Genomic DNA, 14,337 nt, shown 5'->3' on the forward strand with positions numbered 1-14,337 from the left:
TGACTGGTTGAATAATAAATAGAACTTACTTAGGTTGTTTCAGGTAGTTGACGGTGGCGGCAATCTCACCCCACGCCTTGTCCAATTCGCGGAGGAAAACCGCCCCTTTGTCGGTGAGCATATAGTATTTTCGCGGAGGCCCCTGCGTGCTTTCCTGCCATTTGTAACTCAGCAAGTGGTCGTTTTTCAGTCGCGTAAGCAGCGGGTATAGCGTTCCCTCCACCACCAGCAGTTCGGCCTCCTTGAGCCGCTGAATGATGTCCGACGTGTAGGCCGACTGCTTTTCCAGCAACAATAAAATGCAGTATTCCAGCATTCCCTTGCGCATTTGCGATTTCACATTGTCTACATTCATAATCATCAATTTTTCAAGTTGATGTCACAAAAGTAGGTAAAATATAAGTACCTTGCAAAACATAGTACTATAAGTAATTATTATATTAACTTTATTTAACCGAAAAGGCGTAGTGAATATTTATTCAGCGGTCACAGCTCTTCCATTAAAACGGTTGCTTGTTAGCAAAAACAATCATTTGTTGTCCAACCCCAATAGCCTTAAACAAAATCGCCGTGTTATGCGAAAGTGGTGGTGGAAAAGCCTGTTTCTTATGGCCAGGAGAACGGTTAGTGTGCTGACAATCAGAACATTCGGTGATGAACTGTATAAGATGGGTACACAAGCGCATTTACCTTGAAAACCAAAGTCAATGATATTGGCACCCAAAGTCATTGACTTTGGTGTCCAATTCACATGACTTTGGCGTTCAAACTCAATGCAATTGAAAAAATAGGTTGATGCGCACTTTGCAACCAAGTTGCAACAATCTTTTGCTACCTTTGCATCATGATGAGGGGAAAAGTGCTCATAGTAAGTCTTTGGCTGGCAATGCTCATGGTGTTGCTGGTTTTGGCCGTGCCTCATCATCACCACCTGAGCAACGTTTGTTTCGTGGAAGAGATGTGCGAGACAGACGGCCAAATCAATGACCGTCACACTCACCATCAGTCTTCCGGACAGGAAACGCAGGCGGACAACTGTCCCGTAGAGCAAATCAGGCACATTGTCAAGGACGACGAGCATGCGCAGCCCGTCATACAAGTGGTGCGGCAGCAACCTCATTGGCTGTGCACCCACGCTGCCGACACGCACCCGCATGTGCTGGAAGTTTCGCCAGTTAGCGAAACATCCGAACCCATCGCCCGATTGCTTGAGGCGCATGTAGCCTCAAGTGGACGAAGGGGACCTCCCACCTTATCATAAGGGCTGTTCTATAAATTACCACCGTAAAGTTTTTTTTACGTCAGTCTTTTTACGTTTTGTCATCTTGTGGACTCTTTTTGGTTCAATTTGCTTGTTCGTTCAGTCGTATAGCTCGCTATACTCCTTCACTCACGAACAAATTGACCTCAAAAATAGTCTCACAATCTGTCAAAGCTAATTTATAGAACCGCCCATAACCCATTGTTTTTATCGAGCGGCAGAGCAGTTGTCAACAACTGTTCCGCAGTAAGTCGTACACGTTCATACCAAGGTTATGATTAACAAGATTATCTATTTTTCCATTCAACATAAATTTCTGGTGGTACTCCTGTTGGCGGCCATCATCGGCGGCGGAGTGTATTCATTGCGAACCATCAACGTAGACTCCACGCCCGACATCACAAACAACCAGGTGCAGGTCATCACGGTTTCTGAAAATCTTTCGACGGCCGACATCGAGCAGTTCGTTACCTATCCCGTGGAGTTGGCCATGTCTAACCTGCCCGGCGTTGAAGACATCCGTTCCATCTCACGCTTTGGCCTGTCTGTTGTTACCATCGTTTTCAAAGACGGCATGGGCACCTACCTGCCCCGCCAGCTGGTGCAAGAGAAGCTGGAAGATGTGCGCGAGGACATCCCGAAAGGCTTCGGAACGCCCGAGATGGGCCCCATCAGCACGGGACTGGGCGAGATTTTACAGTACACCCTTGTTCCCAAAGACACCGCCCGTTACAGTACGCAGGAGCTGCGCACCATTCAAGACTGGATTGTGAAGCGCCAGCTGTCCATGATTCCGGGCGTGGTGGAGGTCAACTCGTTTGGCGGAAGCATCAAGCAATACGAGGTGGCCCTCAACCCCCAGCGGCTCAACGCCATGCGCGTGAGCGTGGGCGAGGTGTACGAAGCCCTGAGAAAAAATAACGTCAACACGGGCGGCGCCTACATAGAGCGTGACCACATGGCCAGTTTCATCCGGGGCGAAGGACTGGTGAAGTCGGTTGACGACATTGAGAACATCGTGGTGAAGAATGTCAACGGCACCCCTGTTCTCGTGCGCGACGTAGCCGACAAGGTGGGCTTTGGCTCGCAAGTGAGGTACGGTGCTTTCACGCAAGACGGTCATGAGGCCGTCGGGGGCATGATCATGATGCTCAAGGGTGCCAACTCTGACAAGGTGGTCAGGGCGGTGAAGGAGCGCATGGAGAGCGTCAGAAAGTCGCTGCCCGACGGCATCGACATCAAACCTTTCCTCGATCGGTCTGACCTTATCGAGCGAACAACGAGCACCATCGCGCGCAATTTGACAGAAGGAGCGCTCATCGTGATATTCGTGTTGGTGCTGTTGTTGGGAAGTTTGCGCGGAGGTGTCATTGCCGCATCGGTCATTCCGCTGTCCTTACTGTTCGCCCTCATCATGATGCGGCTCTTCGGTGTGAGCGCCAACTTGATGAGTCTGGGGGCCATCGACTTTGGAATTATCGTCGATGGAGCGGTGATTATCGTAGAAGGCACGGTGTTCGAAATGGAGAAAAGAATCAAGAAGTACAGCCAACTGGGACGGGGCGGCATGAACGCTGTCGCCTTCGAGGCCGCCTCTTCGATGATGCATTCGGCCTTCTTCGGTCAGCTGATTATCCTCATCGTGTTCACCCCCATCATCTTTCTCTCTGGCGTCAGCGGAAAAATGTTCTCCCCCATGGCCTACACCTTCTCGTTCGCCGTACTGGGAGCCATCATTCTGTGTCTGACGTATGTGCCGATGATTTCATCTTTGCTAATTCGTCCACTGAGCCATCAGGGCGGAAGGATGGCGCGGATGGAACGCAGCTTGCAGCGCGTGGGCAACCGTGTGACGGGGCGCATCATACATGTTTATCACCCGCTGCTGTTGTATGCCCTGCGTCATAAAAAGATGGTGCTTGTTTCTGCCGCTGCTTTGTTTCTGGCTGCCGCATTCGCTTTCACACGGATGGGAGGCGAATTTGTGCCAGAACTCGATGAGGGCGACATCGCCATGCAAACCTTCCTCCGCCCCGGCAGTTCGCTCTCGGAAACCATCAAGCGAGAGGAAGAGGTGGAACGCCTGCTGCTTCAGAGTTTTCCGGAAATCAAAACCGTATGCGCTCGCATTGGGGTGGCCGACATACCCACCGATCCGATGGGGTTCGACTACACGGACAGCTTCATCATTCTGGAAAAGGATCGTAGCAAATGGACATCGGCCAAGACAAAAGAAGAATTGATAGAAAAGATTAAGGATAAATTGCAAATCCTGCCGGGGCTCAACTTCTCGTTCTCACAACCGGTAGCCCTCCGTTTCAACGAGCTGCTCACGGGTGTGCGCGAGGATGTGGCCGTGAAACTTTATGGCGACGATCTCGACAAGCTCGGCGAACTGGGTGAGCGGATGGTGAGCATCATCAGTAGGATAGAGGGAGCCGAAGACGTGACCCTTGAGCGCACGGACGGACTGCCGCAGATCACGGTGAAGTACGACAGACAGCGGGTGGCGCAATACGGTTTGCACATAGATGACCTCAATGCCTATGTCAGCAGCGCATTTGCCGGAAGTTCGGCAGGGTCGGTGTTTGAGGGTGAGAAACGTTTTGACCTTGTCATCAGGCTCTCTGACGCTTACCGGAAGAGTATCGATGACCTGCGCCAACTATACATACCGCTGCCCAGCGGGGCACAGATACCCTTGAGCGAGGTGGCAAAAATCGATTATGAGTCGGGACCCATGCAGATTTCCCGCGAACAAACCTCGCGCAACATCTATGTCGGCGTGAACGTCAGAGGACGGGATGTGCAGTCGGTTGTGGATGAGATACAGGACAAACTCGATCAGCAACTGCGCCTGCCGGCTGGCTATCGGCTGGCGTATGGCGGTGAATTCCAGAAACTTCAGGAGGCCAAGAATCGCTTGATGATTGTCTTGCCCATCGCCCTGCTCCTGATTTTCGTGCTACTTTATTTCGCCTTGAAATCGCTCAAGCAGAGCCTCATGATTTACATGGCGGTTCCGCTGGCCACAGTCGGCGGCGTATTGGCCTTGCTGTTGCGCGGCATGCCCTTCTCCATCTCGGCCGGAGTGGGCTTCATCGTCCTCTTCGGAGTGGCCGTACTCAACGGTCTGGTACTCATCAATCGTTTCAACTCGTTAAAGAAAGAAGGTATGAACAACATCAACCGCAGAATCATCAAGGGTACGCAAGAGCGCATCCGCCCTATCCTTCTCACGGCTACGGCCGCCATGTTGGGCTTCCTGCCCATGGCAGTGTCGGGGTCGGCAGGTGCTGAAGTGCAGCGACCTTTGGCCACTGTGGTCATTGGCGGACTGTTCACGGCTACGCTACTTACCTTGCTTGTCGTTCCTTTATTGTACGCCTTGGAAGAGAAAGCGCAGCGAAAAACTGCCAGTAGGATACCCAAAGCGGCCTTTGCCCTAATGCTGACACTGCTGGTACCATGCGGTATGCAGGCCCAACAGCCAGTGAATTTGCAACAAGCCCTGCAGCTGGCTGAGCAATATCACCCAAGCATTCGTGTGGCACGGATGGGTGTCAGTCGTGAAGAGGCCATGGTCAAGGGCGTAAGCGAGGTGGGGCTTACTGAGTTGTCGGCAGGGGTAGAAGAGCTTGGAAGAGGCAACGACGCCACCTTTACCCTGCTGTCTGTCAGGCAAAACATTGACGTACTGGGGAACAGACAGCGCGTGCGCACCCAGCGCCAACAGGTGAATGTGGCTCGTGCGGAGATGAATCTCACCGAACATCAATTGCGCAAAGCCGTTTACCGCGATTATGCGCAGGCTTATATTCTAAGGCAAAGGATGAACGTGCATGCCATGATAGATTCTATCTACCAGAACTTTGAGCATGCGGCGAAAGTGCGTTACGAGGCCAGGGAAACGTCGAAGCTGGCTTATCTGGCCGCTAAGAAGAAGGCTGTTGAAACCAAAGAAAACTTCAAGCAGTCGGTGTTTGATTACCAAGTGGCACTGAAGGCCTTGTCACGGTGGCTGGGAGAGGGACTTTATGAACCCACTACGGCTCCAGACGAGACGCTTGGAGAGGTCGCAGGCAGTGCAAATCCCGTATTGACTTGTCAGTCGGAGAGGGTCAAATTGGCCGAAGAAAACATCCGACTGGAAAGGTCCAAAGGGCTTCCGGCATTCTTCGTGGAGGGTGGTACACAGCGCATTGGCGACAAAAACGGCTACTGGACATTCGACGTTGGTGTGAGTGTTCCGCTGTTCAGACGTTCGTACAAGGCCCGACAAAAGGCTGCCGCCCTGGACAGGGACATCGAAAACACGCAGTTTGACTTGCTAAAAAAGCAACTGGGTGACAACCAAGCACGCTTGCAGACAGCGTATCAGAAGTGGCTTCACAAACTGCAATATTACCGAGAAACAGCTCTTCCCACGGCCAGGGCGCAGCAACGTGGTGCGTCTTCTGCGTACAAACTGGGCGCAACCGATTACATTGGATTCATTCAGACCATGGGTGATGCCGTGCAAACCGAGCTTGATTATTGGAAAGCATACGAAGAATTCATCAACACAATCATCAATTTACAATATCCAACCATTTAAAAAATGAAAACAAAAGCATATCTCATCCTTTCGCTCATCGTCCTTTTGGCAGCTTGCGGCAAGCAAACTAAGGACGCTGGCGAACAAGAAAAAAAGTCATCGGACAGCATGACAAAGGTAGAACTCACCGATGAACAGGTGAAAGAACTGGGCATCAAGGTGGCAAGTGTCGTCGACACGATGCTCATCGGCAGCGTGGATGTCAATGGAAAGCTGGCCGTTGACCCCCAGAGCGAGGCAACCATAACCCCGCAAATGGGCGGTAACGTCAAACAAATATTAGTTCATGAAGGGCAAGCTGTGTCCAAAGGAATGGTGGTGGCCTATCTGTCTCATCCTGATTTGGTAAACCTTCAGACGGATTATTTCTCGGCATTGAACCGACAGAGATACCTGAAAAAGGAGTTTGACCGACAGACCATGATGCTGAACGAAGGCGTAGGAGCCGGCAAAGACTACGACCGCACGAAGTCGGAGCTGCAAACTGTGAGCGGTCAGGTGCAGATGCTTGCCGCACAACTCAAACAACTGGGTATCAGTCCGTCTGCCCTTCGCAAGGGAAAGCCAATTCTGGCCATCGCATTGACCAGTCCTATCAACGGCACGGTGGAACAAATCAACGTGCAAACGGGGCAATATGTCTCGCCCGAGATGGCCATGATGAAGATTGCCAACACCAGCAACATGTATGCAGAATTGCAGGTCTTCCAACGTGATGTGCCGAAAATCAAGGTGGGACAGGATGTAGCAATGAAGATAGTTCATGCAGACGGAACCGCCTGCAAGGGCAAGGTGTACTCCATAGGCAAGACTTTCAGAGCCGAAACGCAAACGGTTGATGTGCGTGTTCGTTTGGATGGACAGCACACAGGACTGATTGTAGGGATGTATGTTCAGGCGAAGATTGCGACAAGTAGCGAAAGGACGAAAGCCGTTTCGTCTGATGCCATCGTCGAAGTGGATGGAAAATTCTATATCTTCACGGCAGCAAAGAAAGGGAGCAACTGGCAGTTTGTCCCCACGATGGTCAAGAAAGTGAAGGAAGAAGGTGACCTCGTGGCCATAGAAACCAAGGAGCCGGCAGACCGCCTTTCGCGCATTGTGCAGTCGGGTGCTTACTACCTGCTTTCTGAGATGAAGAAAGACGAGACGGGAGAGGAATAAAACACGACCGAAACGGAATGGATGTTTGGTAGGCAGGAAATTGCCCGGCTACCAAACATCCATCATGTTTTCAATATCAAAAGAACAAAACTGCAGTTGATTTTTATGGGCGACGGTCGGTCATGAAGAACTCCAGCGTGCCGCCGGCCATGATATCCTTGTAATCAATGTACAGCTTATTGTAGGGCTTGCCGTTGAGTTTGATATGGCTGACATACACATTCTTCGGACTGTTGCCATGCGCCAGGATGGTAAACGTCTTGCCATGGCCCACATTCACCTCAGCCTTGTCAAACAAGGGCGAGCCAAACATATACTTCCCACCAGAGGGTTCCACCTGATAGATACCCATGGACGACAATATGTACCAGGCCGACATCTGTCCAACATCCTCGTTTCCGCTCAGACCATCAAAGTCGTTATGGTACATAGTTTTCAGTACCTCACGCACCTTCTCAGCCGTCTTGTAGTGCTGGTTCACATAGTTGTACATATAAATAATGTGGTGGCTGGGCTCGTTGCCATGCGCATATTGGCCAATGAGTCCCGAGATGTCAGGTGAGGCATCGGCACCGAGGTCGCCAACGACCGTGAACAGCGAGTCAAGTTTAGTGACAAACTTCCGCTTGCCGCCGAAAAGTTTAATCAAACCAGGCACGTCATGAGGCACGAGCCATGTGTATTGCCAGGCATTTCCTTCGGTATAGTCGTCGTTGCGGTGGGACGAATGGAACGGATTGAATGGCTCACGGAACTTACCATTGGCCACACCGCGCATGAAACCGGTCTTCTTGTCAAAGTAATACTTGTACGACTGACAGCGTTTCATGAAGTAACGGTAATCTTTCTTTGCCCCCACCAGTCTGGCCACCTTGGCCACGCAGGCGTCTGCCAAGGCGTATTCCAGACCCTTGGCAACCGTTTCGTAGGTAGAATCGCGGTTCCAAGGAATGTAACCATACTTCTTTAGGTTGTCCAGTGAACGCTCATCGAGCAGGGCAGAGGTGCGCATGGCCTTGAAAGCGGCCAGCTTATCCACGTCAAATCCTTTGAGAACGATATCGGCCAACACGGGAATGGCTGGGTTGCCCACCATACAGTCGGTTTCGTTACCAACGAGATGCCACACGGGCAGCTTGCCTTGCTGCTCAAAGATGTGCAGGAAGGTCTGCGCGATGTCACGCTGTTTCTCGGGATGGATGATGGTCATCAGTGGATGAGCCGCGCGATAGGTGTCCCAAAGCGATAGGGTGGTGTAGTTGGTAAAGTCGCCTTTATGAATTTTACCGTCACTGCCCCGGTACTCACCATTGACATCCGAGAAGACGGAAGGAGCCGTCATGGTGTGAAAGAGCGCCGTGTAGAAGATGGTTTTGTCATTGAGATCGGCGGTTTCTACCTTGATTTTGCCAAGTTCTCTGTTCCAGGCAGCGTCGGCGTTGTCGACAACACGGTCAAAATCCCAGTCCTTGATTTCGGCACGCAGGTTGGCTTTGGCATTGTCAACGCTCACGGCCGAGATGCCAACACGCGCCAACAGAGGCTTCATGTTCTGCCCTACGGAGAAGACACCCACGCTGTCGCCTTGCATTTCCTTGAGCTTCAGAGGCTGCGAAAACTCGGCAAAGAAATAAATGCGCTGGTCTTTTGCCCAGCCTTCTGAGTAACGATAACCACTCACCGTCGTGCTGTTTTCCTGCGTCAACTGGCATTTGGTCATCTTATCCCAGCCAATGCCTTGTTTAAGATTAATCTTCACGAGAGGCTCTTTACTGCTAAGCGGGAAGGTATAACGATGCATGCCCGCACGCTGGGTAGCCGTTAGCTCCACCAGTATCTTGCTGTCGGCTAGGCGAACAGTGTAATAACCGGGACGCACATACTCGCCATCGTGCGAGAAACGCTCGGTGTAGGTCTTGGCATCGAATGTTGGCAAGAAGGCAATGTCGCCCAAATCGCCAATGCCGGTACCACTCAAATGGGTGTGACCAAAGCCAATGATGAGCGAATCGCTGTAATGATAGCCCGAGCACCAGTCCCACCCACGGGTGATTTGTGTGGGCCCTAACTGCACGGCACCAAAGGGAACATTGGCTCCGAGGAACACATGTCCGTGTCCACCCGTTCCGATGTAAGGATTGACATAGCGCGTCAATTGCGCTGAAACGTCTTTTGACTGAGCCATCATGCCATGGCCTGGTAACAACAAAAACGCCGTGACAACGATGAAAGATTTGAACAATTTAGTATAGGTCATAAGATGTATAGATTAAAGTTTCTATGAATGTACTCCGTTCTATCTTGCGATGGAGCGAAGATGATGATGAGAATTTGCGGCGTTACCGTTTATCTTGTTTCAGGAAATGGAACGAACCGTTGACCAAACTGAAGCCTCGATCGGTATGACGGAGCTTCACCAAGGCTACCTTTCGAGGTATCGGCTGGGTGGTACTGCGATGAGTATGCAAGACATACTGCCACTCGCCGGCCGCATTCTTGAACAAATCGCCATGGCCCGTGCCGTTATAACCCGTCAGACGCGGACTGATAAGAGGTTCTTTGTGCTTGGTCCAAGGCCCCAAAGGCGAGCTGGCCGTGGCATAACCAACGGCATAATCGGGATTACGGAAATCGTTACAAGAGAAGAACAGGTAATAGGTTCCATCTATCTTGACGACCGTTGGGCCTTCACATACTTTCCATTCGGCATTCCAAGTATCCTCCCATCCGTTCTCGGCTGCAACACATTCGCGCGCAGTCTTCTCTTTGACCGACTTGAGGTTCTTATTCATTTCGGTCACAAAGATGCGGTTGCCGTTGATGAGGCGTACATGGTAGAGATAAATCTTACCATCATCGTCGAAGAACACGAAGGGGTCAATCTGACGCATCTTGGCGGGAAGCATTTGTTTTTTCTTTTGTTTGAAAGGTCCCAGTGGGCTATCAGCCTCGGCAATGGCCATTTGCTCATCGGCGGTATAGGCCATGTAATACTTGCTACCGCGTTTGAATACCTGTGGAGCCCAAAATCCCTTGGTGCCAAACACGTCGCCCTTGACCAGTGCCATGCCATCGTAGTTTGCGCCGACAGGACCTGTCCACGTTTCCAAATCCTTCGAGGTGTAGACATCGAACCCTTGGCCAGGCGATGTGCCATAGAGGTAATAGGTACCGTTATCAAAGAAGATGGTAGGGTCGGCCAGCGTGATTTCGTCGAACACAGGACGCGCTGCGACTTTCGAAGGTTGACTGCCTTGCATGTGCGGCCAGCCATCTATCCATTCCACCTTGTCGAGCCACACCTTACGTCCGGCATCGGGATCGTTGCGACTGAAGCCGTGATACAGCATCCAGTCGTCACCATTGTCATCAGAAATCAGCTCGGCATGGTGTCCAGGTCCAGCCACCAGCTCATTGCCATGCAGCACCACCTCGTAGTGATTGTCCAACAACGAGCGTCCTTGCTTGTCGACATAGGGTCCCAAAAGATTCTTAGAGCGGCCAACCGTGACATGGTAGGTACTGCGATTGCCTTCGCAACAGCTGCCTGCGGAACCAAACAAATAATAATAGTCGCCACGCTTATGAACGTAAACCGCTTCCATAAAGGTGCCAGCCACTTGCTGTTTACGAGCGCCGTCCTTGATTTTCAGTCCGTCATCGGTTAGCTCAATGGCAAAAATGCCGCGAAAACTTCCCCAAAAGAGGTACTTGTGCCCTCCGTCTTCGTAATAGAAAGGGTCGATGCTGTTTTGCACACCTATTTCTTTACTGATGAGAATGGCACCATGGTCGGTGAAAGGTCCTTCGGGTTTGTCGGCTGTTGCCACGCCAACGCCACAGGTCCACTCGCCACCCCACTCTGATTTGGCGTAGTGGAGAACATACTTGCCATGGATGTAACTGATGCTGGGCGCCCAAATGTTCCCTTTCGGATTCCACTGGGGGCGCGTCTCATCCGTGAAAGCCGTACCCACGAACGACCAATTTACAAGGTTGGATGAGCGGTAGATGGGCAGATTGCGGATGTCTTCAGTACCATAAAGATAGAAATAACCATCCTTTGCACGAATAACAGTGGGGTCGGGTACGCTAACATCGATAATGGGATTGCGGTATACTTGCGCATCATTCTGCGCAGCATGGATGGGCATGACTGATGTCATGCACAACCATATCCATAAAAATGTTTTTATCTTCTTCATAAATAGGATGGAATTACTTTTTCAACAAGAAATCAGAGGTTCGGGTAGGAGAATACAATTCCCAGAGAGAGGCCACGGTCCAGCCCGGTGCGAAGATGTCGTTGTAGAATCCTTTGCCATTGCGTCCGTAGTCCCATGCGGTGTGCTGAACCACTTCAGGATAAAAACCTTCCATGCCAATGCCGCACATACGGTTGGTGGTTGGCAAGAGTTGATTCAGTGAGGAATAGATAACGTCGTACATGCTACCAAACCGAGGCTCGTTAATCTGTTTGCCCAACCACTTCATGATGTGCGGGAACTCGAAGACGAAGACGTCGATATGATTGTTTTCTACCGACACATTGCCCCACCCACGGCTTCGGAAACCTAAGTCGCCGAGCATCTGACCTTCGGCAAATGGCACGTCCCAAAGATAATACCACGACAAGGCGAAATAGGTAGCTTTGCGACATAGGTCGATATAATGCTGGCGTTCTTTGCCTTTGGTCACCATGGCAAGGTAGTAAGTAGCCGTGACGGCGGCGATGGCAGCTTCCTTGTCTTCACAGTTGGCGTCGAGGGTTGATGAGAAATAATCAGCGGGGGCAATGATGTTCTTTTCCACATAGTCCACCGTTCGCTTGGCTGACTTGAGATAGTTCTTGTTGCCAAAATATCGATATCCCATGACCAACGTCGAGGTGGCCGACGGTGTGCTGCCGCCACTGGCATCTACATCAGAACCATCGTCGTTGAACTTGCGGGCAAAGTGACCGTCCGTCTTCTGCAACTTGATAAGGTTGTCGAGCAGTGCGCGCGTCTTTGTTTCCCAAGACTTGTGCTTACGTCCTTTGCTCTTTTCGTATTTCAGATAATGAAGAATGGCATAAACCGCCTCAGACTGTTGACGAATGGAGTGCACCTCCTCGGCGTTAAGTCCCTCGCGATCGAAGTTAACGAAGTCGCGCAGATAGCCATTTTGCGTGAAGCCATGCTCGAGATAACTGTCAAAGATGGCCTGTCCTTGCCGAACCAAATCGCCCTGTCCGTTTTTCTCACCATATTCTATCTGGTTGAACGCATTCAACAGCACGCGACCCACGAAGCCCAACTGAACCTCACCTACCGGTGTACAACGGTCGATGTGTAGCGTCATGCCTGAATTAAACTTCAAAGGATATTTGGAAACATACGACCTGCGGAAGTAATTGCTCATGGTAGACTTCATTTCTTCAGCGGTATATAAGGCACGAAGCGGCTTCGGTTGCATGCGGTCGAACGTGCTTGTCCATGTGTTGGTCAAGAACTCACTGAAGTCGGCAGCCTGCTCCTTGCGCACAACCCATGTCAGAGTGCGGCTCTCACCCTTTTCCAACTTCATGAAAGCCTTGATGGCAGGTGCCAAGGTCAATTTACGAATATAGCGTTTCGGCGTTTCCACGTATGGGAAACCAAAGGTCAACTTGGCTACTCCGCTCTCGTTATCAAAGCCAACATAGCCGATAGAGGTCTTGCCCGACACGATAACCTCACCTTCTTGTGCCGTGGTTAGTGCTTCGGCAGGCTCATCCAACTGACGCAAAATAGTCATTCCCTGACCTGATTTCAGGTTGAAAGCGCCACTCAATGGCGACGACAAGCGGTCTTCCCGAACGTTCCAACTCTTCGAAGTGTGGAAGGATGGTGCTTCCTTGGGCGACCGCAAATTCTTATGATACCAAAATCCCGGCAGGTAGAAGTCGCAGTCGTTGGTGTTGAATCCCGTGCTAACCGCCCCACCAAAGTTGAAATACACTTTCTCGTTGGCGCGGATAGTCACGGCAATAACCTCGTCTTGTCCGTTGCGACTCACCGTCTTGGTGAGGGTTAAAGGCAATGGAGCAGAGGCTTCTAGCTTCCCATTGCGATCGGTTAAGGTATAAGTAACGGCCTTGTTTCCCGGTTGTTTCAAACTGATATGGCTCTCCACATCTGTAGCATAGGTCATTTGTGATGCCAAAAGGGCACAGGTCAAGAGCAAACTCTTCAATGATTTCTTCATAAAAATGATTAGTAATAGTTTAATAACAAGTTTAACTTGTTGCAAAGTTAATCATTTCAGCGCACTTATAAGAATTTAAAAATGATAAAGGAGGGTTTCTCGATCCTTCTTTCTCAATGATGATAAATTCCTTCAACCACAGGTTAGTATTGATACCCCTCTGTTGGTTTCAATTTAGGATTACGATTAGGGATGGCCCATATCAAGTCTGAATGCTTGAATGATAATCTCATCAATTGCGCCAAATATAGTCTTTTTGTATAGATTTTGCTTAATTTAACAAGTTAATAAGGTTTCATTTCAGCATGCCACACCGGTATGAATTTTCTTGACAACCTACCTCTTCATATTTCGCTTATTTCAAAATAGACCTGCCTTGTGTCGCAAATTTGCCCTACAAATGTCATCTTTCTATGTTGTTCATTATGAATGGTTTACGTCTGTGGCATCGCTGCGTATCGTAATCTAATATGCCTTTGTAGGTTAAAAGCATTGCTTGAAGGGTGCAATTTGCATGCTTTTGCCTGGTTAAACCTTATCCATTGCCACCCTAAATGCTGCTTTTAATCGATCAAAAACAAGAATTTGGGGGTAAAAATCTATTTTGCTTCCTAATTTACCTCCTGTTTGTCGCCTGTTTGCCTATTAATTTTTTCTATATTGAAAGTTTCAATGTGCCGTTTTTGGGGCGTTTATTGGTAAAAAAAGCGCACAATAGCTTCAATTTCTGTCTATGTGCATTCTATCCGAAAGCCTTCCGTCTATCCTTGATTTTAACGAACGTAACGCTGGGGTGGACATAGCCTATCAAATAGAAAAGTGGGGCTTTTATTTGGGTCGAACTAATAAAATGTTTATCTTTGCACACCCACACAATGCTGCGGCACACGCAGATTCGCTCCCATAGTTAAATGGATAGAACGTAGGTTTCCTAAACCTTTGATCCGGGTTCGATTCCCGGTGGGAGTACTTTTTACAAACTATCAACGCCAGCCTGCCGTGCGCTTGCTCGTTTGTACCTTCGAAGTTGAAGTTTTTATTTTCCTACTTTCCTGCACGATTATCACTTGGCCACGCGCAAAAAGGG

Annotated in this window: 7 protein-coding genes and 1 tRNA gene; 4 read left to right on the plus strand and 4 right to left on the minus strand. The window is 50.1% G+C overall.

Going from position 1 to position 14,337, the window contains the following annotated elements; translation table 11 throughout:
• Window positions 1–25 precede the first annotated feature (25 nt).
• The gene (locus HMPREF1254_RS06055) at window positions 26–355 is read right to left on the minus strand and encodes a PadR family transcriptional regulator (RefSeq protein ID WP_023057773.1); all 330 of its coding nucleotides are present in this window, start codon (window positions 353–355) and stop codon (window positions 26–28) included.
• Between the two features lie 489 nt (window positions 356–844).
• Here HMPREF1254_RS06055 and HMPREF1254_RS06060 point away from each other — a divergent pair, with 489 nt between their 5' ends.
• From HMPREF1254_RS06060 to HMPREF1254_RS06070, 3 genes are all read left to right on the plus strand, one after another.
• Window positions 845–1,261, plus strand: a complete 417-nt coding sequence (locus tag HMPREF1254_RS06060; protein WP_051331290.1) for a hypothetical protein — start codon at window positions 845–847, stop codon at window positions 1,259–1,261.
• Window positions 1,262–1,535: 274 nt separating this feature from the next.
• The gene (locus HMPREF1254_RS06065) at window positions 1,536–5,858 is read left to right on the plus strand and encodes a CusA/CzcA family heavy metal efflux RND transporter (RefSeq protein ID WP_023057808.1); all 4,323 of its coding nucleotides are present in this window, start codon (window positions 1,536–1,538) and stop codon (window positions 5,856–5,858) included.
• Between the two features lie 3 nt (window positions 5,859–5,861).
• Window positions 5,862–7,022 carry an efflux RND transporter periplasmic adaptor subunit gene (locus HMPREF1254_RS06070; RefSeq protein WP_023057761.1) on the plus strand — a complete coding sequence of 387 codons (1,161 nt, stop codon included), beginning with the start codon at window positions 5,862–5,864 and terminating at the stop codon, window positions 7,020–7,022.
• Window positions 7,023–7,125: 103 nt separating this feature from the next.
• Here HMPREF1254_RS06070 and HMPREF1254_RS06075 read toward each other — a convergent pair whose 3' ends face one another.
• The 3 genes from HMPREF1254_RS06075 to HMPREF1254_RS06085 form a co-directional block, all read right to left on the minus strand.
• A complete protein-coding gene (locus HMPREF1254_RS06075) occupies window positions 7,126–9,210 on the minus strand; it encodes a GH92 family glycosyl hydrolase (RefSeq protein ID WP_051331293.1) in 2,085 nt (694 codons plus the stop codon).
• A gap of 151 nt (window positions 9,211–9,361) precedes the next feature.
• Window positions 9,362–11,227, minus strand: coding sequence for a family 43 glycosylhydrolase (locus HMPREF1254_RS06080; RefSeq protein WP_023057786.1), 1,866 nt, complete (start codon window positions 11,225–11,227; stop codon window positions 9,362–9,364).
• A gap of 13 nt (window positions 11,228–11,240) precedes the next feature.
• A complete protein-coding gene (locus tag HMPREF1254_RS06085; RefSeq protein WP_023057771.1) occupies window positions 11,241–13,250 on the minus strand; it encodes a hypothetical protein in 2,010 nt (669 codons plus the stop codon).
• A gap of 897 nt (window positions 13,251–14,147) precedes the next feature.
• Between HMPREF1254_RS06085 and HMPREF1254_RS06095 the strand changes: the two genes are divergently transcribed.
• A tRNA-Arg gene (locus HMPREF1254_RS06095) sits at window positions 14,148–14,219 on the plus strand.
• The last annotated feature ends 118 nt before the right edge of the window (window positions 14,220–14,337 follow it).

Source organism: Prevotella sp. BV3P1 (assembly GCF_000479005.1).
In the GTDB taxonomy this organism is placed as follows: Bacteria; Bacteroidota; Bacteroidia; order Bacteroidales; family Bacteroidaceae; genus Prevotella.

Excerpts from the sequence above, each read along its gene's own strand:
- HMPREF1254_RS06075 (WP_051331293.1), bottom strand. The coding sequence starts at position 9,210 with ATGATGGCTCAGTCAAAAGACGTTTCAGCGCAATTGACGCGCTATGTC.
- HMPREF1254_RS06080 (WP_023057786.1), bottom strand. The coding sequence starts at position 11,227 with ATGAAGAAGATAAAAACATTTTTATGGATATGGTTGTGCATGACATCA.
- HMPREF1254_RS06065 (WP_023057808.1), top strand. The coding sequence starts at position 1,536 with ATGATTAACAAGATTATCTATTTTTCCATTCAACATAAATTTCTGGTG.
- HMPREF1254_RS06085 (WP_023057771.1), bottom strand. The coding sequence starts at position 13,250 with ATGAAGAAATCATTGAAGAGTTTGCTCTTGACCTGTGCCCTTTTGGCA.
- HMPREF1254_RS06060 (WP_051331290.1), top strand. The coding sequence starts at position 845 with ATGATGAGGGGAAAAGTGCTCATAGTAAGTCTTTGGCTGGCAATGCTC.
- HMPREF1254_RS06055 (WP_023057773.1), bottom strand. The coding sequence starts at position 355 with ATGAATGTAGACAATGTGAAATCGCAAATGCGCAAGGGAATGCTGGAA.
- HMPREF1254_RS06070 (WP_023057761.1), top strand. The coding sequence starts at position 5,862 with ATGAAAACAAAAGCATATCTCATCCTTTCGCTCATCGTCCTTTTGGCA.